This is a genomic window from Paraburkholderia sp. BR10141 (assembly GCF_056155635.1).
The window spans coordinates 179,763-201,471 of record NZ_JBMIQH010000004.1; the positions used below are offsets into that span (position 1 = coordinate 179,763).

The window sequence follows — 21,709 nt, forward strand, 5'->3', positions numbered from 1 at the left end:
AAGCCCCGGATGCCGAATCGGCTTGCTGGGCTGCTTCCTGGTTGGCGAAGCGCTCCGGCGTCTCGGACGTCATGATGGTCCCTGCGGATCTGAAGTAAGGAGAAGAGCGTAGCAATGCCGCAGGGACAGGACAAGCGGGCACGCGCCGACGGGCGCTGGCAGGGCGCAGGGCTAGCGCGACGAGAGCAGCAGCGAGACGCGGCAGGAACGGCGTCGAACGAAAGGCTTACGGAAACCCATGCGGCTTCGGAATGCCCGCGCCATGTTCGATATCGGCGATGGCCTGGCGGCGCGCGGCGTCCACGGCGAGCGTCGCCGCGTCGAATCCCGAGTTGCCGCCGACCGTGACCCACGGCTGCACGGCCTTGTCGCGATGCGTGATCTGATACTCGGCGTCCCAGCGAGCGCCCTGCAGTTCGAGCGGATGCACGTGGATGGCGTAGACGCCGTATAGAAAGAGCTGTTCGGACATGGCTAACCTCCTGTCGACCAGAGTTGGCGCTTTAGCTGTCGGCCGGAGTTAGTGCTTCCGCACTTACTCCGGGCCCATGCAACGCCATTACTCTGGCCCCATGCACAGCTGTCGACCAGAGTTGGCGCTTTAGCTGTCGGCCGGAGTCAGTGCTTCAGCACTTATTCCGGGCCCATGCAACGCCCTCACTCTGGCCCCATGCAGAGCCCCCGTCTCTTGCAGCGCTGCCGGCAGTCCCCGAGCGGGCCCTGGGCTCACCGGGCGACTTACAGCTCGAGTTCGCCGAGAATGCGATGCGCCAGCGCCTTGGCTTCTTCGAGAGCTTCTTCCGGCGTGCCCGATGCGGCTTCGACTTCATACACCGCGTTTTCGAGTTCCTCGCCGTCGTCGCGCGCCAGGGAGACCAGGCCCTGGTACTGGCCGGCGTTCATGGGCCGCACTGTGGCGACGGCCGTGTAGATCCCCTTGGTGTAGCTGACGTCTTCCATAACGTGCTCCTCGTGGAAGGAAACTCCCCTCGACGGGTCACAGTCGATGAAGGCGCGCAAGCGTCGCGCCTGACCCGCAACAAGAGGGAGATTCCATGCTAGCACGTTGCCCGCGCGGCTGCGGGACACGCATATGACGACGGCGCGGCGCTTTCATGTCAGCCCCGCGCCGTGTCCGGGCGGCGCGCCAGACTGCGCGCCGCGGGCGCCTTCAGTCGGCGAGCAACGCGACGACTTCGTCGAGCGTCGGCGAATGCGCGCCGGGCCGGCGGCACGCGGCCGCGCCCGCGGCGAGCGCGAAGGCGAGATGCTGGCGCCAGTTGCGCTGCGGCGCGCTCATGAGGCTGAACAGCAGCCCGCCGATGGACGCGTCGCCGGCACCTACCGTATCGGCCACTTCGACGCGCGGCGGCGCCGCCTCGATCACCTCGGTGCCCACATAGAGCGTGGCCGCCTGCGCGCCGCGCGTGACGAGCAGCGTGGCGGCCGGATTGAGCGCGCGCACGGCGTCGATGGCGTCGGCCTCGCTCTTGCCGGCGAACAGCATGCGCAGGTCTTCATCGGAGACCTTGATGAGATCGGCGAGCGCGGCCATGCGGCGAAGGATCGGCTCGTAGCCGTGCGCCATGAGGTTGCGGTAGTTCGGATCGAAGCTGATCTTCACGCCGGCCGCGCGCAGCTCGGCGGCGAGCGTGGCGAGCGTTTCGCCGAGCGGCTGGCGCACGAGGCTGATGCAGCCGAAGTGCGCCCACTTCGCATGCGCGCGCCAGCCTTCGGGCAGCTTCGCGGGATCGAAGGCGAGGTCGGCGCTGTGCTCGCCGATGAAGTAGTACGCGGGCGGATGCGTCTGATGCACGATCGCGAGCAGCGGCGCGCGCTCCACGCGCTGCATGAAACGCATGTCGAGACCGGCGGCCACGCTTGCGTTCCAGAGCTCGTCCGAGAAGTTGTCGACGCCGAGCGCTCCCACGCTCGCCGTGGGCAGCCCGAGGCGCGCGACCGCGCGCGCGACGTTCCAGCCCGCGCCGCCAGGATGCGCGCGCCAGTGCGAGTCCATGCCCGGTGCGCCGGGCTGCGACGTGTGCGGCGTGCCCTCGGGCGCGGGAGTGCGCACGAGATCGGTGAGAATGTCGCCGGCCGAGATGAAGGCCGGGAAGCCGGACGAAAAGTCCGGGCCGGTGCTGCAGGTGCTCATCGTCGTGTTCCTCTCTCTAGTTCTGGCCGCTCGTGCCCGTCATGCGTTCGCGCCACCGGCGTCGGCGGCGGTCGCTTCCTCGCGGCCGATGACCGGCGCCATGCCGCGTCCGGGCAGCGCGTTCAGCGCTTCGTAGCACGCGCCCATCGTGTGATAGTCGGTCTTGCCGGCGGGACTCTTCTCGTCACTGTACTTACGGTTGTCGCAGGTGAGGATGCGATACCACGCACCGTAACGATGATCGACGAAATTCGCCCAGCTGTAGCGCCAGATTTCGTCGTACCAGTCCCAGAATCGCTCGTTGCCGGTGCGCTTGCCGAGCAGCGCCGCCGTGGCGAAGGTTTCCGCCTGCACCCAGAAGTACTTGTCGTGATCGCACACGGTGCCGTCTGGGCCGAAGCCGTAGTAGAGGCCGCCGTGATCGTTGTCCCAGGCGTGCGCCATGGCGGCGTCGAACAGTTCGATCGCGCGCGGCAGCAGCCAGGGCAGCGGCCGGTGCCGTTCGAGCAGCAAGAGCAGCTTCGCCCACTCCGTTTGATGGCCCGGCTGGAAGCCCCACGGGCGGAAGATGTTCGAGCTGTCTTCCTCGTTGTAGTGCCAGTCCACCGACCAGTCCGCGTGAAAGTGCTCCCACACGAGCCCTTGCGAGAGCTTCGCCTGGCGCAGCGTGATGTTCGAGGCGACGCGCTCGGCGCGGTCGAGATAGACGAGATGGCCCGTCGCTTCGTGGGCCGCGAGCAGCGCCTCGGTCGTGTGCATGTTGGCGTTCTGGCCGCGATAGCCCGAGACGATCCAGTCGGCGCTCGCCTCGTCGGCGTAGAGGCCCGCCGCGCCGTCCCAGAAGCGGTGTTCCATCAGATCGAAGGTCGCGCCGATCATCGGCCGCGCTTCCTCGATGCCGGCCATCGCCGCATGCGCGTAAGCGAGCAGTACGAACGCGAGGCCGTAGCAGTGGCGCGTGGCGTCGAGCACGCGCTTCTTGCCGTCGCGCCAGTCGATCTCCCAGTCGTAGCCCTGCAGATGCGGGTCCCAGTGGCCCTCGCGCAGGAACTGCAGGCCGTGGCGCGCGTATTCGAGGTGCTGCGGATCGCCGAACTCGCGATACGCCATCGCGTAGTTGAAGACGTACCGGCAGCTGCTCACGAGGTGCCGCGAGTGCGCGTTGTAGATCGAGCCGTCGTCGCGGAAGTAGTGGAAGAACCCGCCCGAGGGATCGAGCACGTTCGGCGCGTAAAAGCGCAGCGTGTCCTGCACGTGGCCGAGCAGGAAGCCGCGGTCGCGAAAGCTCGCGACGCCCGGTACGGCGACGGGGTTTGCGGGGGCGGGAGTGGCGGTGTCGGCGGTCATCGTCATGGCTTTCTCTTCTGTCCTGGACGTGGCTTCAGCGTATTTCGTGTGTGTTCAGCGTGTTTTCGACGGCGCGCGTCAGGCGCTTTGCGGCGCGCCTGCAGCGTGGTGGACGGCCTGCGCGGCAACGAGATTCGATGACGCCGCACCCAGCGTGCTCGCACGCGCGACGAGCTGCACCGGCAAACGGATTTCGCTCGCGGCAGGCGTTTCTTCGAGCAGCAGTTCGACGCCGCGCCGCCCGAGTGCTTCCTTGTCGACGGCGATCGTCGAAAGCGGCGGCGTGGCGTGCGTGGCGCCCGCGATATCGTCGAAACCGATGATGGCGATGTCCTCGGGCACGCGCAGGCCATTGGCGAGGCACACGCGCATGGCAGCGAGCGCGGCGGCGTCGTTGTAGGCGAAAAGCGCGTCGGGCGGCGGGCGCGATGCGGCGCGCGCCGCGTCGATCAAGCGTTGCATGGCGAGCGACGCGCCCGTGTCGGGATCGAGGCCGCCGTCGATCGTCGTTTCGAGCGACGGGTCGAACAACAGGCCCGCCTCGAAGAACGCGCGCCGGTAGCCGAGGGCGCGCTGCGCGATGCTGTAGTGCGCGAGCGAGCCGCCGATGAACGCAATGCGCCGCCGTCCCAGCTCGAACAGATGCTGCATGGCGAGCGCGGCGCCCGCCGCATTGTCGATGTTCACCGAGCGCAGACCAGCCGCCCACAGATCGATCAGCACGAGCGGGCGTTGCAGCGCGACGAGCGCGGCGAGCATTTCCGGTTCGACGAAGCCCGCTACGGCGATGGCGTCGGGCGCGTGCAGGCGCAACTGCTGGACGGTGTCGTCGGCGGGGCCGGCGGTGAGCAGCGCGGGCACGATGCCGTGTTCGCGGCACGCGTCTTCCACGCCGTGCAGCACGTGCGAGAAGAACGGGCTCGCCGCGAAGTTGTTGTGCTGGCGGTGGAGCAGGAAGGTGAGCCGGCGAATGCGCGGACGCAGTTGCGCGCAGTCATAGCCGAGCGTGCGCGCGACCTCGACGATGCGCTCGCGCGTGGCCTCGGAGAGGCCCGGCTGATTTTTCAACGCGCGCGACACCGTGCCGATCGACACGTTGGCGGCCTGCGCGACGTCGCGAATGGTTGTCCCCATGATTCCTGGCTAGCGGTGGCGCGGTGAGCGTTCCGGGTGTGGTCAGGTGTGCGGCGATTGTATAGTAAAAATCTGTTCGAAAAACCGGAATCGACGTCTCGAATTCCAGGTAAATACCAGTAAACAATGAAATAAACGCAAACATTAGTGTTTAGTAAAATTAGCTAAACACGTGCGGGCACGACGGTTGCGGAAAGGCGGATGCCAACATTCGACTTTCGGAGGCCTCATGCTCGGCACCCTGCTTCTGGTCATTCTGATCCTGCTGCTCATTGGCGCGTTCCCGGCGTGGCCGTATAGCCGCTCGTGGGGCTATGCGCCTTCAGGCACGCTCGGCATCATCGTCGTCGTGGTGGTCGTGCTGGTCTTGATGGGGACGATCTAGCGACTGCGCAGCAGTCAAGCAACGCAAGCAAAACGGGCCGGCGCGCGGCACGAGCCGCGCGGCCGGCCCGTTGATGTTGCGGGCTGCCGCAGGGGAGGCTCAGGTCGCTATGCTGTACCGGCCGTTTCGCCTGATGCCGAACTGAGCGTGGGCACGAGGTTGGCGCTCGCGTTGCCGTCGGATCACGACGAGGCCGCTCGCTTCCTGTTTCGCGCGGCGCTTGGCGAGCGCCGCGAGCGAGGCGATGGCGTCGCTGCTGTGCTGCGCACCTTCGCCCGGTGCCACGTGCACGCAGCCGATCGCCATCGTCACGAAGGTGAAGAAGGTGGCGTTGCCGTGGCGATCCTCGCCGTGAATGCCGCCCGCGAGGCGGTCGCCCGGCGCGTAGAAGCGCTGCGCGCCCTCGTTGAACGTTTCGATCGCCTGGCGCGCTCGCTCGCGCCACGTCTCGCTCTGGAACAGGATCAGGAAGTCGTCGCCGCCCACGTGGCCGAGGAAGTCGCGCGTGGGGTCGCAGGCGTCGGCGAGCACCGTCGCCGCGAACTTCAGCACCTCGTCGCCCTGCCAGTAGCCGTACTGATCGTTGAAGGGCTTGAACTGGTTCAGGTCGACGTAGCACGCGTGAAAGCCCGCGTCGTGCGACAGCAGCCGCTCGATATGCGAACTGATGGGAATATTGCCCGGCAGGAAGGTGAGCGGATTGGCGTAGCGCGCCGCCTGGATGCGCACCTCCGTCACGGCTCGCACGAGGCTCTCGCCGGTGCCGAGCCCGGCGTACCGGCCGTTATCGGTGATGACGAAACCATCGGCGAGATAGCGCTGGTCGTCGCTGACGAGCAGCGTCGCCATCTGCTCGACCGTCATCGACTGCTCGATCACCACCGGCTGCGCGTTGGCGAATTGCAGGCAGGCCTTCTTGCCGAACAGCTCGCGGTGATACGGCAGCGCATAGCGGTCCATGAACGCGCGCCGGTTGATGAGCGCGACGGGCGCCTCGTCTTCCACCACGGCCACTGCGTGCAGGTCGGGTTGACCGTTGAACAGTTCGAGCACGTCGTTGTTGGTCGCCTCGCGCGGCAGCGCGGGCGCGCGCACGAGCATCTTGCTGGCCGGCGCGCCGCCACCCGCGGGCTGCGTGGCGGCGCTGCGGGTGGCCTCGGGGAACACGGCGATATGATCCGCGCGAATCGCCTCGCGCGCTTCGCGGGCGAGCACGCGCAGCGGCTCCACGTTGGGGCGGCCGAAGAAAAAGCCCTGGCCGCAGTCGATGCCCATGTCGCGCAGCACGATCAGGTCGGCCGCGTTCTCGATGCCTTCCGCCACGAGCCGCGTGCCGCTCGCCTGCGCGAAATGCTGCACGGCGCGCACGGCTTCGAACTTGAGCGCGTCGTTGGCGATGTCGTGGATGAAGAAGCGGTCGATCTTCACGACATCGGGCTGCAGTTGCACCCAGAGGTTGAGGCTGGCGTTGGCCGTGCCGTAGTCGTCGAGCGCGAACTGGGCGCCGGCCGCGCGCAGCGTCTCGACGACGGGCGAAAAGTTGCGCAGGTCGTGGATGGCGCTTTGCTCGGTGAGCTCGATCACGACGCGCGTGGGGTCGATCGGGCCGTCGAAGAGGGCGAGTGCGGCGTCGCCGTCGGCGGTGAGCTGGCGCAGCGCGTCGGCGCTGAAATTGAGGAACAGCTTGCCGGGGCAGTCGAGTTTCGCGAACGTTTCGATGCAGGTTCGGGCGGCGGCGCGTTCGAGCGAGGCGGTGCACTGTTCGTCGCCGGCGCGCGCGAAGAGGGCGGCGGGCGTTTCGAGCGGCGAGCCGGCCGGCCCGCGAATGAGGCCTTCATAGCCGAGGATCGCGCCACCCTCGAAATCGACGATGGGCTGGAAGACGGCGCGCAGCTGGCGCTGGGCGATCAGCGCCCCGACGCCGGGCGCCGCGTGCAGGAGTGGCGCGGGAGCAGACATGGACAGGCCGGAACGGGCGAAGACGATGAACTTAACGGCATATGATCGGATGAATTAAATGAAATTTTGGTGACAGCGCCGCGAAGCCCAATCTTTGGGCATGTGACGCGGGGAGGGGAGGCTGGCGGGGGAGGGTGAAATGCCGGGCGCTCGCCACGGCGTTTGCTGCGGCGGGGCGGCGGCTTCTCGCCGCCCCGGGTGACGTACTTGATGCAGATTAACGGCGCGCAGCAGTAGCCGTGCGCTCGTTCGCGCCGGCGCGCGATTCGTCGCCCGCGCTGGCGGCGCGCTCGGCGCTCATGTCGCGGGCGCCCCAGCGCTGGGCGAGCGCCGCGCACACCATGAGCTGGATCTGGTGGAACAGCATGAGCGGCAGGACGACCGCACCCACGGCGTTCGAGGCGAAGATGACCTTCGCCATCGGCACGCCGGCCGCGAGGCTCTTCTTCGAGCCGCAGAAAATGATGGTGATCTGGTCCGCGCGCGAGAAGCCGAGCTTCTTGCTCGTGAACATCGTGATGCCGAGCGCGAGCGCGAGCAGCACGGCGTTTACCACGAGCAGGCCGCCGAGCGCGGTGAGCGGAAGGTGATGCCAGAGCCCTTCGTTCACGGCCTCGGAAAACGCGCCGAACACCACGAGCAGGATCGAGCCCTGATCGACGAACTTGAGCACGCCCTTGTTGCGTTCGATCCAGCGGCCGATCACCGGGCGCAGCAGTTGGCCCGCCACGAACGGCACGAGCAGTTGCAGCACGATGTTCCACACGGTGTGCCAGGCCGAGCCGCCGCTCGCGCTCTGGTTCGTGACGATCAGGCTCACGAGCGCGGGCGTGACGAAGATGCCGATCAGGCTCGACGCCGAAGCGCTGCACACGGCGGCGGGCACGTTGCCGCGCGCGATCGAGGTGAACGCGATGGACGACTGCACCGTGGAGGGCAGCGTGCAGAGGAACAGCACGCCCGCGTAGAGCGCCGGGGTGACGAGCGGCGAAAGCACGGGCTTGAGAGCCAGGCCTAGCGCCGGAAAGAGCACGAAGGTGCTGAGCAGCACGACGATGTGCAGCCGCCAGTGCGTCGCGCCGGCGATGATCGCCTCGCGTGAGAGCTTGGCGCCGTGCAGGAAGAACAACAGGCCGACGGCCACATTGGTCAGCCAGTTGAAACCGGTGGCGGCCTGGCCGTGCACGGGGAACAGGCTCGCGAGAATCACCGTGCCGACGAGGCAAAGGGTGAAGTTATCGGGCAGGAATTTCGGACGTGCCATCGGACAATCTCAAGTGCGCGCCTGGGCGCCTGGCTGCGCGCAGATCGATGTGCGTGCAACGGGTGAATCGGATCGTCTATTGTCGGCGCAAGCCGATTGAAAAAGCAAATTCATTTGAAGCATCGATTAATGACGGATGCGCATGTATCGCCGGCATCGATCTCACCTTTATGCCGGATTCCTTATCGACGTGCGAGGGGCATTCCCGGGCCGCAAAAGCCGTCAGGACTCCGCGCATTCTTCAGATCTTCAGACGTCCATCAACCATAAAACGAACCGTTCCCGGACTTGCGCGGAGAGCCGTGCCTGGCGGCCTTCCCAGGGCTTGCCCGAAGGCAGAAAACCCAGCAGTAACATGGTGTTACAACCCTTCGGGCGGCATAACATCTTTTGGCTCGACACCCATACAGCACGCCCATAAATTACCGTCAATGGGACGCCGCGACCGTTGTGGCGGCAATCGTTACGCGCCAGCGCGGCGAGCGTCCCGGGACTGGCCCGCCATGGCCCGAACGGCGGGTGCCAGGCGCGAACGTCGGGCAGGTGAAACGTCACAATGCAGGCAGGGTTGTCAAAACTCGGACAGTGGGTCTTGGGGGCCGGATTTGCGGCCTTCGTTGCGCTCGCCCATGCTCAGCCCGGTATTCCAGGGCACGGCGGGGGCGGCGGCTTCGCGCGCGCCCCTTCCATGCCCACGAGGCCCGCCATGCAATCGATGCCCGCGCCGCGCGGCGGCGGCATGGCGTGGGGCAGCGGCTACCACGGCGCCCCTGAACGCGGCCGTGGCCCCGCCGCTTACACCGGTGCCGCTTCGCCCATGCGCGTGGCCGACCAGGGCGGCCGGTACGAGCGCGGCGGTAACCGCTCGCCGAACCAGTGGCAAGGCCAGGTTCAGCAGCCGGCCCCGCATCGCGATTACCGCTACGGCACGCCGTTCGGCGGCTACGGTGGCTATCGCGGCAATCCCATCACGCCCGTGAGCGCGGAATCGCGCCAGGTGCCGCATCCGCCGCCCGAGTCGCCGGTGCGCGCGGGCTCGATCCGCGAAGACGTCGCGCGCTACAACGAGGAGCGCGGCGGTACCTACCGGCCCTTCACGCGCAACGGCGGCGAGGTCCCGCGTCCGCCCATGCCTTCGCCCTACCGTAATTGAGCGGTGCCACGCCGCGCGCTTTCGCTTTCTTCCCTCCGCACGCTTTATCCCGCCGTCTTTGTTTGACTCTCCTCAGGATTCGCTTCAGGCATTGACCTGTTAGCGCCGCCGAAACACGTCCAAAACAAGTTGCGTTCGTCCACGCCGCGAAAACTGACGCGCGGATACCACACTTTTTTGGAAATCTCTCGTCATGCAGAACCCTTTCGTCTCAAATCTCGCTTTCGTTTTGGCGGCGCGTCATTCGCAGCTACGCGCGTGCGGCAGCGCCCCACTGGGCGCGGCGCGGCAGCCTGCGACTAACCGTGACGCAGCGCAGCGCAAAGCAAAGTCGACAGCGGCAAACCGGGTGCTATCGGCGGCAAACTAATCCGCCCGATATACCGGCAATAACACCGGTTATTTTTGACCATAAAAATGGTCCGCAAAGATGGATCCGCCCAGAACGGCCACGCCTGCGAACGACGAAAAAACCAGGCATTGCGCTAGCGCCTCAGCCGCCCGACACCCTTTTTTGACAAAGACTGGAGAACCCATGAATACAACGGTCAGCCGCGCGCTGCGCACTACCCTGAAGGCGAGCGCGCTCGCCGCTGTTCTTGCCGCCGCGTCGTCGTCGGCGTTTGCGCAGTCGAGCGTCCAGCTCTACGGCCAGGTCGACGAGTGGGTCGGGGCGACGAAATTTCCGGGCGGCCAGACCGCCTGGAACGTGAGCGGCGGGGGCATGTCCACGTCGTACTGGGGCATGAAGGGATCGGAAGATCTGGGCGGCGGCTTCAAGGCGATCTTCACACTGGAAAGTTTCTTCCGCGCGCAGAACGGTCAGTACGGCCGCTTCGCGGGCGACACGTTCTTCGCGCGCAATGCGTACGTCGGCCTCGAATCGCCGTACGGCACGGTCACGGCGGGGCGCCTGACGACGCAGCTGTTCGTCTCGACGATTCTCTTCAACCCGTTCATCGATTCGTACACCTTCTCGCCGATGGTGTACCACGTGTACCTCGGCCTCTCGACGTTCCCGACCTACACGACCGATCAGGGCGTGGTGGGCGACTCGGGCTGGAACAACGCCGTGCAGTACTCGACGCCTAACTTCAACGGCCTTTCGGGTTCGGCCATGTATGCGTTCGGCAACCAGGCCGGCCAGAACGGCTCGAAGAAGTGGAGCGTGCAGGGTCTGTACTTCCACGGCCCGTTCGCGGCTACGGCGGTCTACCAGTACGTGAACTTCAACAACACGCCGGGCGACATCGGCAGCATCGTGAGCGGCGACACGACCATCATCGGCCTGAAGAGCCAGGGCGTGGCGCAGGTCGGTCTTTCTTACGACCTCAAGTACGTGAAGTTCTTCGGCCAGTACATGTACACGGCGAACTGGCAGCAGGTGGGCAGCTGGCACGTCAACACCGCCCAGGGTGGCGTGACGGTCCCGGCCGGCCCGGGCACGGTGATGGCGTCGTATGCGTACTCGCGCGACGGCGGCGGCCTGAACCAGACGCGCCAGACGGCGGCGATCGGCTACGACTACCCGCTTTCCAAGCGCACCGACGTCTACGCCGCGTACATGTACGACCACTTCGACAACATGTCGAGCGGCCAGACCTACGGCGTGGGCATGCGCGCGAAGTTCTAAGCGGTGCAGCCTTCAAGGCCGGCGTTCGACGCGAAAACCCCGCGCTATTTGCAGCGCGGGGTTTTTTGCTTTCTGGCCGCCTCACATAGGAAGCGCGCCTGCGCGTTTCAACACTCGCATTTGATAAAACGAGGAAAATATCGCCGATTGATTCCCATTCTTTGATGTTCGAGTCGAAGGCCGCGCAATGGATACCCTCGTCAGCATGAAAGTGTTCCGCCAGGTGGTGGAGGCGGGCAGCTTCGTCGCGGCGGCCGAGCGCTTGAACATGTCCGCCGCGATGGCGAGCAAGCATGTGATGCACCTGGAGCAGCAGCTCGGCGCGCGGCTGTTGAACCGCACCACGCGCCGCGTCGCGCCCACCGAGGCGGGGCGCGAATACTACGAGCGCGTGGCCCAGGCGCTAACCGAACTCGACGAGGCCGGCCAGGCCGTGGGCGCGGCGAGCGTGGTGCCGCAGGGGCGGCTGCGCGTGTCGTCGCTCACGGCATTCGGGCTGCGTCATGTGATGGGCGCGGTCGCCGACTACGCCGCCGGATTTCCTCAGGTGACGGTCGACATCACGCTGTCCGACCGCGTGGTCGAGCTGATCGACGAGGGCTTCGACGTGGCGATCCGCGCCGCGCCGTCGGGGCTCAAGTCTTCTTCGCTGATCGCGCGGCCGCTCGCCACCGCGCACATCGTGCTGTGCGCCTCGCCCGAGTATCTGCGCCGCCACGGCGCGCCGAAAAGCGTGGCCGATCTCGCGCGGCACAACTTCGTCCAGTACGCGGGGGCATCGGCCCAGGAACTCGCGCCGTTCGCGGAGGGCGCGGGCGGCGTGAAGCCCAAGCCGGGCGGCAACCTCATCGTCAATCACCTGGAAGCGCTGCGTGTGGTGGTGCTGCAAGGCGGCGGGCTGTCGATGCTCGGCACCGAGGTGGTGGGCGACGATATCGCCGAAGGGCGCCTCGTGCCGCTGCTCGTCGACGCACTGCCGCCGCGCGAGCTGCCGATCTACGCCGTGTATGCGAGCCGCCGCCATCTGTCGGCGAAGGTGCGCTCGTTCGTCGATTTCCTGGCCGCGCGTTTTTCTGAGCGCGAGCTCTGGCCGGGCGTGGAGGCGATCCGCGCGGCGGCGCTCAATGCCGACGTCGCCCGTGTTGTGTCTACCCGGCGCTGAAACCGGGCGCGCCTCGCGCTCAGCGGCCCACGCCCAGCCGCGCCTTCGTCGCCTCGTACTCGTGCTTCAGGCGCGCCACGAGATCCGCCACCGAGGGCACGTCGTCCATCAGGCCCACCGCCTGGCCCGCACCCCACACGTCTTTCCAGGCCTTTGCCTTCGAGGTGCCCGCGCCGAAATCCATCTTCGACTTGTCCGACTCGGGCAGCGCATCCGGATCGAGCCCGGCGTTCACGATGCTCTCGCGGATGTAGTTGCCATGCACGCCCGTGAAGAGGTTCGTGTAGACGATGTCCGCGGCCTTTGCTTCGAGAATGGCGTGCTTGTAGTCGTCCACGGCGTGCGCTTCTTTGGTCGCGATGAAGCGCGTGCCCATGTAGGCGAGGTCCGCGCCCATGGCCTGGGCGGCGAGGATCGATCCGCCGTTGGCGATCGCGCCCGACAGCACGATCGGGCCGTCGAAGATGCGCCGTACTTCGCCCACGAGCGCGAACGGCGAGGTCGTACCCGCATGGCCGCCCGCGCCCGCTGCCACGAGGATCAGGCCGTCTACGCCCGCTTCGAGCGCCTTGGCGGCGTGGCGCAGGTTGATGACGTCGTGCAGCACGATGCCGCCGTAGCTGTGCACGGCGTCGAGCAGCTCGCGCGGCGGCGCGCGCAGACTCGTGATGAAGATCGGCACGTGGTGCTCGACGCAGACGCGCACGTCGTGCTCGAGCCGCGCATTCGACTGATGCACGATCTGGTTGACGGCGATCGGCCCGATGACGGCCTCGGGGTTCGCGTTCTTGTAAGCGGTGAGCTCCTCCCGGATCTGCGTGAGCCAGACACCCAGCTCTTCGGCGGGGCGCGCGTTGAGCGCCGGAAACGAGCCGACGATGCCCGCCTTGCACTGCGCGAGCACCAGCTCCGGATAGCTGACGATGAACATCGGCGAGCCCACGACGGGCAGCGAGAGGTTTTGCAGGACGGCAGGCAGTGCCATGGGGAGGTCTCCTTGCGGCGCTTCGATAGACGGCGTGGCGCGAATTCGGCCGTTCGATTATAGGCGCGGGGTCGTTCGGGCATCGCGCGTGCGGATCTCTCGTGCGGTATTCGAGGGAGTGTTCGGTTTCTACCGCAATGGGCTCAAAAGCACATTTTCGAGCCGCGCTCGCCTCATACAATGACCGCAGACCAACAAACACAAGAGACTAGCCCCATGCCTTTCGACGGATTCCAGCCTTTCACCGTTCGCACTGCGGGCGGCGTAGACATCTGCGGCGTGAAGGGCGGCGATGGACCGCCGCTGTTGCTGCTGCACGGCCATCCGCAGACGCACATGATCTGGCACCGGTGCGCTTCCGCGCTCGCGCAGCACTTCACCGTCATCGCGACGGATCTGCGCGGCTATGGCGCCTCCTCGAAACCGGCCAGCGACGACACGCACGCCGCCTATTCGAAACGCGCGATGGCGGCCGATCAGGTCGAAGCCATGCGCCACTTCGGCCACGAGCGTTTTCTCGTATGCGCGCACGACCGCGGCGCGCGCGTGGCGCACCGCATGGCGCTCGACCACGCCGACGCCGTCGAGCGGCTGATGCTGCTCGATATTGCGCCCACGCTCGCCATGTACGAGCAGACCGACCGCGAGTTCGCCACGCTCTACTTCCACTGGTTCTTCCTGATCCAGCCCGCGCCGCTGCCGGAAACATTGATCGAAGCGAACCCCGACGTCTATATCGAGCGCGTCATGGGCAGCCGTCACGCGGGTCTCGCGCCCTTCGCGCCGAAGGCTCTGGGCGCCTACCGCGCTGCGCTGCGCCAGCCGGGCGCCGTGCATGCGATGTGCGAGGACTACCGCGCCTCGGCCACCATCGACCTCGAGCACGACCGCGCCGACCTCGAGCGCGGCAACAAGGTGGCGTGCCCGCTACGCGTGCTGTGGGGCGCGGAAGGCGTGATCGAGCGTTGTTTCGACCCGCTCGCCGAATGGCGCAAGGTGGCGCGCGACGTGAGCGGGCGCTCGCTGCCGTGCGGTCATTACATTCCCGAGGAGGCGAGCGAGGCGCTGGTCGAGGAGATGCTGGCCTTCTTCGAGACCACGGAGCGCTGACGGGCTGCCGCGCCTCGGCCTCAACGCAGCGGCGGCAGGCGGCGCGGCACCGGGGTGGACTTGACGATGGCCGTGCTGGTTTCGGCGCGCTCGGTGACTTTCGCGAGAATCTCGTCGAGCTGTTCGATCGAATGCAGATACAGCCGGGCGATGAAGCAGTCGTCGCCCGTGACCTTGTCGCACTCGACGAATTCGGGAATGCGCCGCAGCACCTCTTCCACCAGATGCAATTGTCCAGGCAGCGGCTTCACGCGCACGATGGCCTGCAAGGTGTAGCCGAGCGCGCGCGGATCGATCTGCACCGTATAGCCGCCAATCACGCCTTGCGCTTCGAGCCGGCGCAGCCGCTCGGACGTGCTAGGCGCCGACAGCCCCACGTGCTTGGCCAGTTCGGCGACGCTCGCGCGGGCGTCCTCGGCCAGCGCCGCGAGCAGCATGCGGTCGATGTCGTCGAGCGGGGCGGCGGCGGGCGTTGGGTTCGGGCGTCGGTTCATGATTGCGCGGGTGCTCCGCCAGGTTGGCCTTTCAATCGAAGGCAAGGGTTGCCTATCGCCTAAGTTTAGCCATGTATTCCTCGCCCTGCAGCCGATAAACTGACTTGCAGATGCGAAGGGCCGCGCGCCTTTCGTCCGCCACAACGAGGATGCAAGCTCATGTCTTCCACCACTCCCGAAATTCGCCGCGGCGCCGCCGAGATGGTCGTCGCGATGCTGATGTCCGGCACCATCGGCTGGCTCGTGGTCGCCTCGCGCCAGGCCCCGATCAACATCGCCTTCTTGCGCTGCGTGCTGGGCGGCGCGACCCTCACGCTCGTGTGCGCCGCGCTCGGCCTGTTGCGCCGCAAGCACCTGCCGCCACGCACGCTCGCGCTTGCCGTCCTGGGAGGCGCTGCCATCGTTGCGAACTGGGTGCTGCTGTTCGCCGCCTATTCGCGTGCTTCGATCTCCATGGCCACGGCCGTCTACAACACGCAGCCGTTCATGCTCGTCGGTCTCGGCGTGGTCATTCTGCGCGAGCGCGTGAGCGCTTCGACGGTGGCGTGGCTGGCGGTGGCCTTCCTCGGCCTCGTGTGCGTGGTCGAGGTGCAGCCTGCCGTGCTCGCCGTGCCCGGCGAGTATCTGCAGGGCGTGGCCTGCGCGGCGGGCGCGGCGTTTCTCTACGCGATCTCGTCGATCATCACGCGCCATCTCAAGGGCACGCCGCCGCACCTCATCGCGCTCGTGCAGCTCGCATTCGGCGCGCTCGCGCTCGCGCCGTTCATCCACTACGGCACGCTGCCGGCTACGCCGCTGCACTGGGCGCAGCTCGTCACGCTCGGCATCGTGCACACGGGCATCATGTACGTGCTGCTCTACGGCGCGATCCAGAAGCTGCCTACGGCGATGACGGGCGCGCTCTCGTTCATCTACCCGGTGGTCGCGATCCTCGTCGACTGGTTCGCGTTCGGCCAGCGTCTCGCGTGGATCCAGGTGGTGGGCGCCGCGCTCATCCTCGTCGCGGCGGCGGGCGTGAACCTCGGCTGGCGGATCGTGCCGCAGCGGCGCAGCGCGCGTTCCGCCTGAGGCGTCGCGAGCGCGCCGCGCTGGCGCGGCGCTTCGGCATGCGGCGGTTGGCGCGCGGGCAGCATAATGTTGCGATTCGAACCCGCGACTCCCTGCTCCTCATGACGCCTTCGCACGCCCCACGGGACGAAGCCGAACTCACGCGCGCCAAGCGCCAGGCGCTGGCCTTTCTGCTGGTTGCGGCGCTCGTGTTCGCCGGCACGGCACTCTTTTTCCCGCCAGGCGTCGTGACGGATGGCGTCAAGTCCGTGAGCGAAGCGGCCATGGTCGGCGGCCTCGCCGACTGGTTCGCGGTGGTCGCGCTGTTCCGGCGCGTCCCGATTCCGTTCGTTTCGGCGCATACGGGCGTGATTCCGCGCAACAAGGAGCGCATCGCCGACGAACTCGCCGCCTTCGTGCGCGACAAGTTTCTCGACGTGGGTTCGCTCGTCGGGCTGATCCGGCGTCACGATCCCGTGGCGCGGCTCTCCAGCTGGCTCACCGCGCCGCAGAATGCGCAGCGCCTGGGCGACTACGCGGTACGCATGATGTCGGGCGTGCTCGGCCTAACCGATGACGCGCGCATCCAGAGCTTCATCCGCGACAGCCTGCACGCGGCGCTCGCGCGCGTCGACTTCTCGAAGTCGGCGGGCGCGATTCTCGACACCCTTACCCGGGATGGCCGCCACCAGGAGCTGCTCGACCAGATGCTCGAGCAGTTCGCCACCCTGTTGCGCGACGAGGGCACGCGCGCGTTCGTCGCGTCGGCCATCGTCGACTGGCTCAAGAGCGACTATCCGACGACCGAGAAGTTTCTGCCGAGCGAGTGGATCGGCGAGAGCGGCGCGCGCGTGGTGGAAAGCGCCGTGAACCGGCTGCTGCTGCAGGTGAGCGAGGATCGCGAACATCGTCTGCGCCAGAAGTTCGACGAAGTCGTGGAAAAGCTGATCGTGAAGCTCAAGAGCGATCCGGCGTTCCTGCGCAAGGGCGAGGAGCTGAAGGCGAGCCTGAGCGAGGGCGGTGCGCTCAACGATTACACGCGCGCGCTGTGGGACAGCCTGCGTGCGTGGCTGCGCGACGATCTGGAGCGCGAAGATTCGGCGCTGCACGCGAAGGTCGCCGCCACGGGCCAGTGGCTAGGCGAGACGCTCGCCGCCGACGCCGACCTGCGCGCCTCACTCAACGGCCATCTCGAAGACGCCGCGCGCGCCATGGCGCCCGACTTTGCTCGCTACCTTACGCACCACATTCGCGACACCGTGAAGAATTGGGACACGCGCGAGACCGCCCGGCTCATCGAGTTGAAAATCGGCAAGGATCTGCAGAAAATCCGCGTGAACGGCACGGTGATCGGCGGCGCGATCGGGCTCGGACTCTACCTGTGTTCGCATCTGTTCGAGCTGGTGCGGCTCAAGCTCGGGCAGTGAGATTGATTCGGATTCCAGATGAATGGTTTGTGCGAAGATGCGCCAGGCCTGCGCTCGTAGGTCATCTGTAGGGAAATCACCGATGCTTCGGGAATTCCGGCGCGAGTATGATGACCTCGACAGTTTGATCACGTCAGAGCTAATTCCAACGCTCGTCCGGAAAACGGACGAGCGTTTTTTTTGCGCTTTCCCAGCGTTTGTCCTGCGGCGCGGCTAGACCGCTGCCGCCGGTGCTTCGAAGCGTTCGCCGTTTATGACCAGGGCGCCGCTCTTCGCCAGCTCCCCGGCCAGCTCGCGCAGCAGCCCGGGCCACGCGCTGCGCGGGGCGAGTTGTTGCGCCGCGGCGCGCAGCGAGGCGGCGTTTTCCAGCATCGCCAGTAGCGCGTCGAAGGTCATCGCGCGCACTTCCAGCAGCTTGAAGACGATCAGCACCTTGAGCGCGTTCTTCGCGTTGCGGGCCGGGTCGGCGCGCAGCCAGGCGAGGCGCGAGAACGCGCGCTCCAGCGCCGCCTCGACGTGGGTGAACGGCTTGCCATGGCCCGGAATGACCACGCTGACGTCGAGCTTCGCGATGGCTTTGAGCACCGCGTGCTGCTCGGCGAACCCGCTTTCGCCTTCGAGCTCGGGAAAGATCACACCGAAGCCATGCTCCCAGAGCGCATCGGCGGTGATGAGCAAGCGCGGTCCGGCTGCATAGAGCATCACCGAGTCGGGGTCGTGCCCCGGCGCGCCGATCACTTCCCAGTCGAAGCCGCCTAGCGCGAGCCGTTCGCCTGCCGCGAGCGTGCCTGTGAACGCGAATCGGTCGCAGGTCTGCCCGGTGGCGAGGAAGCTCAAACGCGCTTCGTCCCAGTCGCGCACAATCGTCGCGCTCGGCGCGGGGATCAGCGTCGCGCAGGGCCATTGCGCCTGCAGTCGCGCGTTGCCGCCGCAATGGTCGGAGTGCAGATGCGTGTTGACGATAAGGTCGAGCGCGCGCGGGCCGAGCGCCTGGCGCACGAGCGCGAGCGTCTGTTCGGCGTGCGTGGCGTAGCCGGTATCGACGAGTGCGGCGCGCGCCTCGTCGACGAGCAGCACGTTGTTCGACGACAGCCAGCCGCGCTCGAAGACGCGGATCGATTCAGGGAGGGCGGGCGCGGCGCTCATGCCGGTGCGTGCTCGGCCTTGGGCATGACGAGGATCGTCGCGCGCCCCACCACGAGCGTTTCGTCCTTCTGGTTCACGGCCTCGCCCACGACCTTCACGAGATCGCCGTTCAGGCTCGGCTTCCACCACGCTTCGTCCACGCGCCACTCGAACGTGATCGTGTCGTTCGCGTGTGCGGCGCGCTTGAGCTTCATGTCGAATTCGAGCCCGAGCGGTTGCGCGTACTGCGAGTAGTGCGTGGCGAGCAGCGCCATGAAATGCGCCGTGGGTTGCGTGCCCGATGCGATCAGGCCGCCAAAGCGGCTTTGCGCCGCGTAGGCTTCGTCGTGATGCAGCGGGTTCAGGTCGTTCACGAGCAGTCCGAATGATTTCACCGATTCGGGTGTGAGCTGAAGCGTCGAGCGGAACGTCTCGCCGACCGTGACGACGCGGGCGGGCGCGTTCATTGTTGTTCTCCTTGCGACGCGAAGCGCTTCGCGACCCATTGAGCGTGCCGCGTCTCGATCGCGTCCCAGACGGCGCGCTTTGCTGCGTTGTCGAGCGTGGACCAGCTCGCAATTTCGTCGATGGTGCGCAGGCAGCCCTCGCACAAGCCGCTGCGCTCATCCATACGGCAGATGTTGATGCAAGGCGAGGGCGGCGGCGTGACGGTGTCGTGTATCGCGGACATGCTCACGCGTCGCGCAGCGCGACGTCCACCACGGGCGCGCCGGTCAGCGCTTCGAGTTCCTGTGGCGAGAGGTTGAACACCGCATGCGGATGGCCGGCAGCGGCCCAGAGGCTTTCGAGCGCGAACAGATCGGCGTCGATCAGCGTGACGGGCGTCGTGGCGTGGCCGATCGGGCACACGCCGCCAATGGCGTAGCCGGTCTTCTCGCGCACGAACTTCGCGTCGGCGCGGCCGATCTCGCCCACGTGCGCGGCCACTTTCTTTTCGTCCACGCGGTTCGCGCCGCTCGCGATCACGAGCACGGGCGCGTCGTCTTCACGGCGGCGGAACAGGATCGACTTGGCGATCTGCGCGACTTCGCAGCCCAGACCCGCGGCGGCTTCGGCGGAAGTCTTGCCGGTCTCGGGCAGCATCACGACGGGTCTGGCGTGGCCGCGCTCGCGCAGCATCAGGGCGACACGGCGCGCGGACTCGGGCAGGGCGTCGAGGTTATCGAGGGTTTCCGTCATAGATTGATTTCCTTCGTACTGCGATTCGATGGGTCGCGTGTCACGAGCATGCGGCTTCGCTGCGGGCCTTCGCGAGCAGGGCCTTACCCGCGCGCGAGACGTTCGCCCGGCCGATGGCGGTCGAAATGAAGTCGCCCGCCGCGACGACCTGGTTCAGATCGATGCCGGTATGAATGCCCAGGCCGTTCATGAGGTACAGCACGTCTTCGGTCGCGACGTTGCCCGTGGCGCCCTTCGCATACGGACAGCCGCCCAGGCCCGCCACCGAGGCGTGGAAAATGGCGATGCCTTCTTCGAGCGCCGCATAGATGTTGGCGAGCGCCTGGCCGTAGGTGTCGTGGAAGTGGCCCGACAGGCGCTCGCGCGGGAACACCTTCGTCACCGCCTCGAACACTTCGTGCACGCGCTTCGCCGTACCCACGCCAATGGTGTCGGCAATGTCGATCTCGTCGCAGCCGAGCGCGGCGAAGCGCTCCACGACATCGACGACCGAAGCGACCGGCACTTCGCCCTGATACGGGCAGCCGAGCGCGCACGACACGCTGCCGCGAATGCGCACGCCGCGCTCCTTCGCGGCTTGCGCCACCGGTGCGAAGCGCTCGATGCTTTCTGCGATCGAGCAGTTGATGTTCTTCTGCGAGAACGCCTCGCTCGCCGCGCCGAAGATCACGATCTCGTCCGCGCGCGCGGCGAGCGCGCCTTCGAAGCCGCGCAGATTCGGCGTGAGGACCGAGTAGATCGCGCCGCTGCGCCGCTCGATGCCGGCCATGACTTCGGCGCCGTCGGCCATCTGCGGCACCCATTTGGGCGAGACGAACGAGGCGGCCTCGATGTTCGGAAAGCCCGCGGCCGAGAGCCGGTTGATCAGTTCGATCTTGGTTGCGGTGGGAACGAATTCCTTCTCGTTCTGCAGGCCGTCGCGCGGGCCGACTTCGACGATCTTGACTGCGGTGGGTAGTGCCATTGCCGTGTCTCCAACAATTTTTTGAAAAGGCTTCGCGATGTGCCGCCGCGATGTTCAGTAACCGCGCCCGACATGCACCACGCCGCTCACGGTCTCGCCGCGAGCCAGCGCGCCGATCTTGTCGGCGACCTGCGAGATCGCTTCGTCGCGTAATGTGAGCGCCGAACTGTGCGGCGTGATCGTGATGCGCGGCTCGCGCCAGAAGAGATGATCGGGCGGCAGCGGCTCTTCGCGGAACACGTCGAGCGTCGCCGCCGCAAGCGTGCCGTTGGCGAGTGCGTCGAGCAGATCCTGTTCGTTCAGATGCGTGCCGCGCGCCACGTTCACGACATACGCGCCGCGCGAGAGCTTGCCGAAGGTGCGCGCGTTGAGCACGCTTTCGGTGTCGGGCGTGGCGGGCAGCAGGTTCACGAGCAGTTTGACGCCGTCGAGGAAGGCGTCGAACTGCTCGCCGTGCAACTCGCCCGAGTACGTTTCGATGCCTTCTATCGTCTTCATGCCGCGCGAAAAGCCGCGCACCGGCACGCCGAGCGAGGCGACCGCGTGCGCGACCTGCGCGCCCAGTACGCCGAGGCCGAGCACGCCCACCGTGAAGGTCTCGTGCGGATGCGGCGCGAGCACGTGCCATTCGCGGCGCGCCTGCGCGAGCGCGTATTCGTCGAAACGGCGCAGGTAGCGCAGTACAGCGTGCTGCACGTACTCGCTCATTTGCCGGCCCATGCCCGAGTCTTCGAGCCGCACGAGCATGGCGGTGCCGGGCAGCGTGCCCGGTCGCTCGCGTTCGTGGGCGAGGATCGCGTCGACGCCCGCGCCCAGATTGAAGATAGCGCGAAGCCCCGGCACGCCGAAGAGTTCGCGCGGGGGGTGCCAGACGACAGCATAGTCGGCGGGATCGGTGTCGCCGGGCTGCCACTCGCGCAACTCGGCATCGGGCAGCGCGCGCGCGAGGCCGTGGAGCCACGTGGAGGCGTCGGTCTGCGGGAACCAGAAAATGATCTTCATGATGGGTGAACCTGTCCCTGGTAACGGCTGTGCGGCTCGAGCCTACGCGCGCTGTTGCGTTGCGTGCAGCCCGCGAGGGCCGCGAGAGCCGCGTGCACCGGCACCATTCTACTTTTTCAGGCCCGCGCCCGCCGCGCAAATCGCGGCGCGCCAGCCCGCGGCC

The 21,709-nt window shown here is 66.9% G+C and carries 22 protein-coding genes; 7 read left to right on the top strand and 15 right to left on the bottom strand.

Going from position 1 to position 21,709, the window contains the following annotated elements:
* Nucleotides 1-226: 226 nt before the first annotated feature.
* From ACOJB8_RS07365 to ACOJB8_RS07385, 5 genes are all read right to left on the bottom strand, one after another.
* Entirely contained in the window at nt 227-472 is a 246-nt protein-coding gene (locus ACOJB8_RS07365; protein WP_069265167.1) for a hypothetical protein, read from the bottom strand.
* 266 nt (nt 473-738) lie between these two features.
* Nucleotides 739-960, bottom strand: coding sequence for a hypothetical protein (locus ACOJB8_RS07370; RefSeq protein ID WP_069265166.1), 222 nt, complete (start codon nt 958-960; stop codon nt 739-741).
* 211 nt (nt 961-1,171) lie between these two features.
* Complete coding sequence (locus ACOJB8_RS07375; protein WP_069265165.1) at nt 1,172-2,155, bottom strand: carbohydrate kinase family protein; 984 nt, start codon at nt 2,153-2,155, stop codon at nt 1,172-1,174.
* A gap of 39 nt (nt 2,156-2,194) precedes the next feature.
* Nucleotides 2,195-3,502 (bottom strand): AGE family epimerase/isomerase, encoded by a 1,308-nt coding sequence (locus tag ACOJB8_RS07380; RefSeq protein WP_342949630.1) that lies wholly within the window; start codon nt 3,500-3,502, stop codon nt 2,195-2,197.
* A 78-nt stretch (nt 3,503-3,580) separates the two neighbouring features.
* Complete coding sequence (locus ACOJB8_RS07385) at nt 3,581-4,636, bottom strand: LacI family DNA-binding transcriptional regulator (RefSeq protein ID WP_069265163.1); 1,056 nt, start codon at nt 4,634-4,636, stop codon at nt 3,581-3,583.
* Between the two features lie 229 nt (nt 4,637-4,865).
* Here ACOJB8_RS07385 and ACOJB8_RS07390 point away from each other — a divergent pair, with 229 nt between their 5' ends.
* Nucleotides 4,866-5,021, top strand: a complete 156-nt coding sequence (locus ACOJB8_RS07390) for a DUF3309 family protein (protein ID WP_069265162.1) — start codon at nt 4,866-4,868, stop codon at nt 5,019-5,021.
* Nucleotides 5,022-5,120: 99 nt separating this feature from the next.
* Here the strand turns inward: ACOJB8_RS07390 and ACOJB8_RS07395 are convergent, their stop codons facing one another.
* Nucleotides 5,121-6,980: an EAL domain-containing protein gene (locus ACOJB8_RS07395; RefSeq protein WP_475011889.1), complete on the bottom strand. Its 1,860-nt coding sequence runs from the start codon at nt 6,978-6,980 to the stop codon at nt 5,121-5,123.
* A 217-nt stretch (nt 6,981-7,197) separates the two neighbouring features.
* Nucleotides 7,198-8,244, bottom strand: coding sequence for a bile acid:sodium symporter family protein (locus ACOJB8_RS07400; protein ID WP_069265160.1), 1,047 nt, complete (start codon nt 8,242-8,244; stop codon nt 7,198-7,200).
* A gap of 706 nt (nt 8,245-8,950) precedes the next feature.
* On the opposite strand from ACOJB8_RS07400, the gene ACOJB8_RS07405 reads away from it, so the two are divergent.
* The 3 genes from ACOJB8_RS07405 (at nt 8,951) to ACOJB8_RS07415 (ending at nt 12,192) form a co-directional block, all read left to right on the top strand.
* Entirely contained in the window at nt 8,951-9,397 is a 447-nt protein-coding gene (locus ACOJB8_RS07405; protein WP_475011892.1) for a hypothetical protein, read from the top strand.
* A 535-nt stretch (nt 9,398-9,932) separates the two neighbouring features.
* The gene (locus tag ACOJB8_RS07410) at nt 9,933-11,030 is read left to right on the top strand and encodes a porin (RefSeq protein WP_368606330.1); all 1,098 of its coding nucleotides are present in this window, start codon (nt 9,933-9,935) and stop codon (nt 11,028-11,030) included.
* A gap of 187 nt (nt 11,031-11,217) precedes the next feature.
* A complete protein-coding gene (locus tag ACOJB8_RS07415) occupies nt 11,218-12,192 on the top strand; it encodes a LysR family transcriptional regulator (RefSeq protein WP_475011897.1) in 975 nt (324 codons plus the stop codon).
* 19 nt (nt 12,193-12,211) lie between these two features.
* On the opposite strand, the gene ACOJB8_RS07420 is transcribed toward ACOJB8_RS07415, so the two are convergent.
* The gene (locus ACOJB8_RS07420; protein WP_069265156.1) at nt 12,212-13,177 is read right to left on the bottom strand and encodes an NAD(P)H-dependent flavin oxidoreductase; all 966 of its coding nucleotides are present in this window, start codon (nt 13,175-13,177) and stop codon (nt 12,212-12,214) included.
* A gap of 216 nt (nt 13,178-13,393) precedes the next feature.
* Here ACOJB8_RS07420 and ACOJB8_RS07425 point away from each other — a divergent pair, with 216 nt between their 5' ends.
* Nucleotides 13,394-14,287 (top strand): alpha/beta fold hydrolase, encoded by an 894-nt coding sequence (locus ACOJB8_RS07425; RefSeq protein WP_069265155.1) that lies wholly within the window; start codon nt 13,394-13,396, stop codon nt 14,285-14,287.
* Between the two features lie 20 nt (nt 14,288-14,307).
* On the opposite strand, the gene ACOJB8_RS07430 is transcribed toward ACOJB8_RS07425, so the two are convergent.
* Complete coding sequence (locus ACOJB8_RS07430) at nt 14,308-14,781, bottom strand: Lrp/AsnC family transcriptional regulator (protein ID WP_069265154.1); 474 nt, start codon at nt 14,779-14,781, stop codon at nt 14,308-14,310.
* A gap of 159 nt (nt 14,782-14,940) precedes the next feature.
* Between ACOJB8_RS07430 and ACOJB8_RS07435 the strand changes: the two genes are divergently transcribed.
* Nucleotides 14,941-15,849, top strand: coding sequence for a DMT family transporter (locus ACOJB8_RS07435; protein ID WP_342949582.1), 909 nt, complete (start codon nt 14,941-14,943; stop codon nt 15,847-15,849).
* 101 nt (nt 15,850-15,950) lie between these two features.
* On the top strand, nt 15,951-17,255 hold the full coding sequence (locus ACOJB8_RS07440; RefSeq protein WP_069265152.1) for a DUF445 domain-containing protein: 1,305 nt from the start codon (nt 15,951-15,953) through the stop codon (nt 17,253-17,255).
* A gap of 213 nt (nt 17,256-17,468) precedes the next feature.
* On the opposite strand, the gene ACOJB8_RS07445 is transcribed toward ACOJB8_RS07440, so the two are convergent.
* The 6 genes from ACOJB8_RS07445 to ACOJB8_RS07470 are packed head-to-tail and all read right to left on the bottom strand — an operon-like array spanning nt 17,469 to nt 21,546.
* Nucleotides 17,469-18,401 carry an MBL fold metallo-hydrolase gene (locus ACOJB8_RS07445; protein WP_475011911.1) on the bottom strand — a complete coding sequence of 311 codons (933 nt, stop codon included), beginning with the start codon at nt 18,399-18,401 and terminating at the stop codon, nt 17,469-17,471.
* The gene (locus tag ACOJB8_RS07450) at nt 18,398-18,847 is read right to left on the bottom strand and encodes a MaoC family dehydratase (protein ID WP_475011914.1); all 450 of its coding nucleotides are present in this window, start codon (nt 18,845-18,847) and stop codon (nt 18,398-18,400) included. The genes ACOJB8_RS07445 and ACOJB8_RS07450 overlap by 4 nt, the downstream gene beginning before the upstream one ends.
* Nucleotides 18,844-19,071, bottom strand: a complete 228-nt coding sequence (locus ACOJB8_RS07455; RefSeq protein ID WP_475011915.1) for a DUF1289 domain-containing protein — start codon at nt 19,069-19,071, stop codon at nt 18,844-18,846. The genes ACOJB8_RS07450 and ACOJB8_RS07455 overlap by 4 nt, the downstream gene beginning before the upstream one ends.
* A gap of 2 nt (nt 19,072-19,073) precedes the next feature.
* Nucleotides 19,074-19,580 (bottom strand): YbaK/EbsC family protein, encoded by a 507-nt coding sequence (locus ACOJB8_RS07460; RefSeq protein WP_069265148.1) that lies wholly within the window; start codon nt 19,578-19,580, stop codon nt 19,074-19,076.
* A 40-nt stretch (nt 19,581-19,620) separates the two neighbouring features.
* Nucleotides 19,621-20,544, bottom strand: a complete 924-nt coding sequence (locus ACOJB8_RS07465; protein WP_069265147.1) for a hydroxymethylglutaryl-CoA lyase — start codon at nt 20,542-20,544, stop codon at nt 19,621-19,623.
* A gap of 54 nt (nt 20,545-20,598) precedes the next feature.
* Complete coding sequence (locus tag ACOJB8_RS07470) at nt 20,599-21,546, bottom strand: 2-hydroxyacid dehydrogenase (protein WP_342949577.1); 948 nt, start codon at nt 21,544-21,546, stop codon at nt 20,599-20,601.
* Nucleotides 21,547-21,709 lie beyond the last annotated feature (163 nt).

Coding starts and splice junctions, on each gene's coding strand:
- ACOJB8_RS07460 (WP_069265148.1), bottom strand. CDS start 19,580: ATGACGGAAACCCTCGATAACCTCGACGCCCTGCCCGAGTCCGCGCGC.
- ACOJB8_RS07370 (WP_069265166.1), bottom strand. CDS start 960: ATGGAAGACGTCAGCTACACCAAGGGGATCTACACGGCCGTCGCCACA.
- ACOJB8_RS07440 (WP_069265152.1), top strand. CDS start 15,951: ATGACGCCTTCGCACGCCCCACGGGACGAAGCCGAACTCACGCGCGCC.
- ACOJB8_RS07435 (WP_342949582.1), top strand. CDS start 14,941: ATGTCTTCCACCACTCCCGAAATTCGCCGCGGCGCCGCCGAGATGGTC.
- ACOJB8_RS07375 (WP_069265165.1), bottom strand. CDS start 2,155: ATGAGCACCTGCAGCACCGGCCCGGACTTTTCGTCCGGCTTCCCGGCC.
- ACOJB8_RS07420 (WP_069265156.1), bottom strand. CDS start 13,177: ATGGCACTGCCTGCCGTCCTGCAAAACCTCTCGCTGCCCGTCGTGGGC.
- ACOJB8_RS07410 (WP_368606330.1), top strand. CDS start 9,933: ATGAATACAACGGTCAGCCGCGCGCTGCGCACTACCCTGAAGGCGAGC.
- ACOJB8_RS07405 (WP_475011892.1), top strand. CDS start 8,951: ATGCAATCGATGCCCGCGCCGCGCGGCGGCGGCATGGCGTGGGGCAGC.
- ACOJB8_RS07380 (WP_342949630.1), bottom strand. CDS start 3,502: ATGACCGCCGACACCGCCACTCCCGCCCCCGCAAACCCCGTCGCCGTA.
- ACOJB8_RS07400 (WP_069265160.1), bottom strand. CDS start 8,244: ATGGCACGTCCGAAATTCCTGCCCGATAACTTCACCCTTTGCCTCGTC.
- ACOJB8_RS07385 (WP_069265163.1), bottom strand. CDS start 4,636: ATGGGGACAACCATTCGCGACGTCGCGCAGGCCGCCAACGTGTCGATC.
- ACOJB8_RS07365 (WP_069265167.1), bottom strand. CDS start 472: ATGTCCGAACAGCTCTTTCTATACGGCGTCTACGCCATCCACGTGCAT.
- ACOJB8_RS07425 (WP_069265155.1), top strand. CDS start 13,394: ATGCCTTTCGACGGATTCCAGCCTTTCACCGTTCGCACTGCGGGCGGC.
- ACOJB8_RS07470 (WP_342949577.1), bottom strand. CDS start 21,546: ATGAAGATCATTTTCTGGTTCCCGCAGACCGACGCCTCCACGTGGCTC.
- ACOJB8_RS07430 (WP_069265154.1), bottom strand. CDS start 14,781: ATGAACCGACGCCCGAACCCAACGCCCGCCGCCGCCCCGCTCGACGAC.
- ACOJB8_RS07395 (WP_475011889.1), bottom strand. CDS start 6,980: ATGTCTGCTCCCGCGCCACTCCTGCACGCGGCGCCCGGCGTCGGGGCG.
- ACOJB8_RS07390 (WP_069265162.1), top strand. CDS start 4,866: ATGCTCGGCACCCTGCTTCTGGTCATTCTGATCCTGCTGCTCATTGGC.
- ACOJB8_RS07450 (WP_475011914.1), bottom strand. CDS start 18,847: ATGAACGCGCCCGCCCGCGTCGTCACGGTCGGCGAGACGTTCCGCTCG.
- ACOJB8_RS07445 (WP_475011911.1), bottom strand. CDS start 18,401: ATGAGCGCCGCGCCCGCCCTCCCTGAATCGATCCGCGTCTTCGAGCGC.
- ACOJB8_RS07415 (WP_475011897.1), top strand. CDS start 11,218: ATGGATACCCTCGTCAGCATGAAAGTGTTCCGCCAGGTGGTGGAGGCG.
- ACOJB8_RS07455 (WP_475011915.1), bottom strand. CDS start 19,071: ATGTCCGCGATACACGACACCGTCACGCCGCCGCCCTCGCCTTGCATC.
- ACOJB8_RS07465 (WP_069265147.1), bottom strand. CDS start 20,544: ATGGCACTACCCACCGCAGTCAAGATCGTCGAAGTCGGCCCGCGCGAC.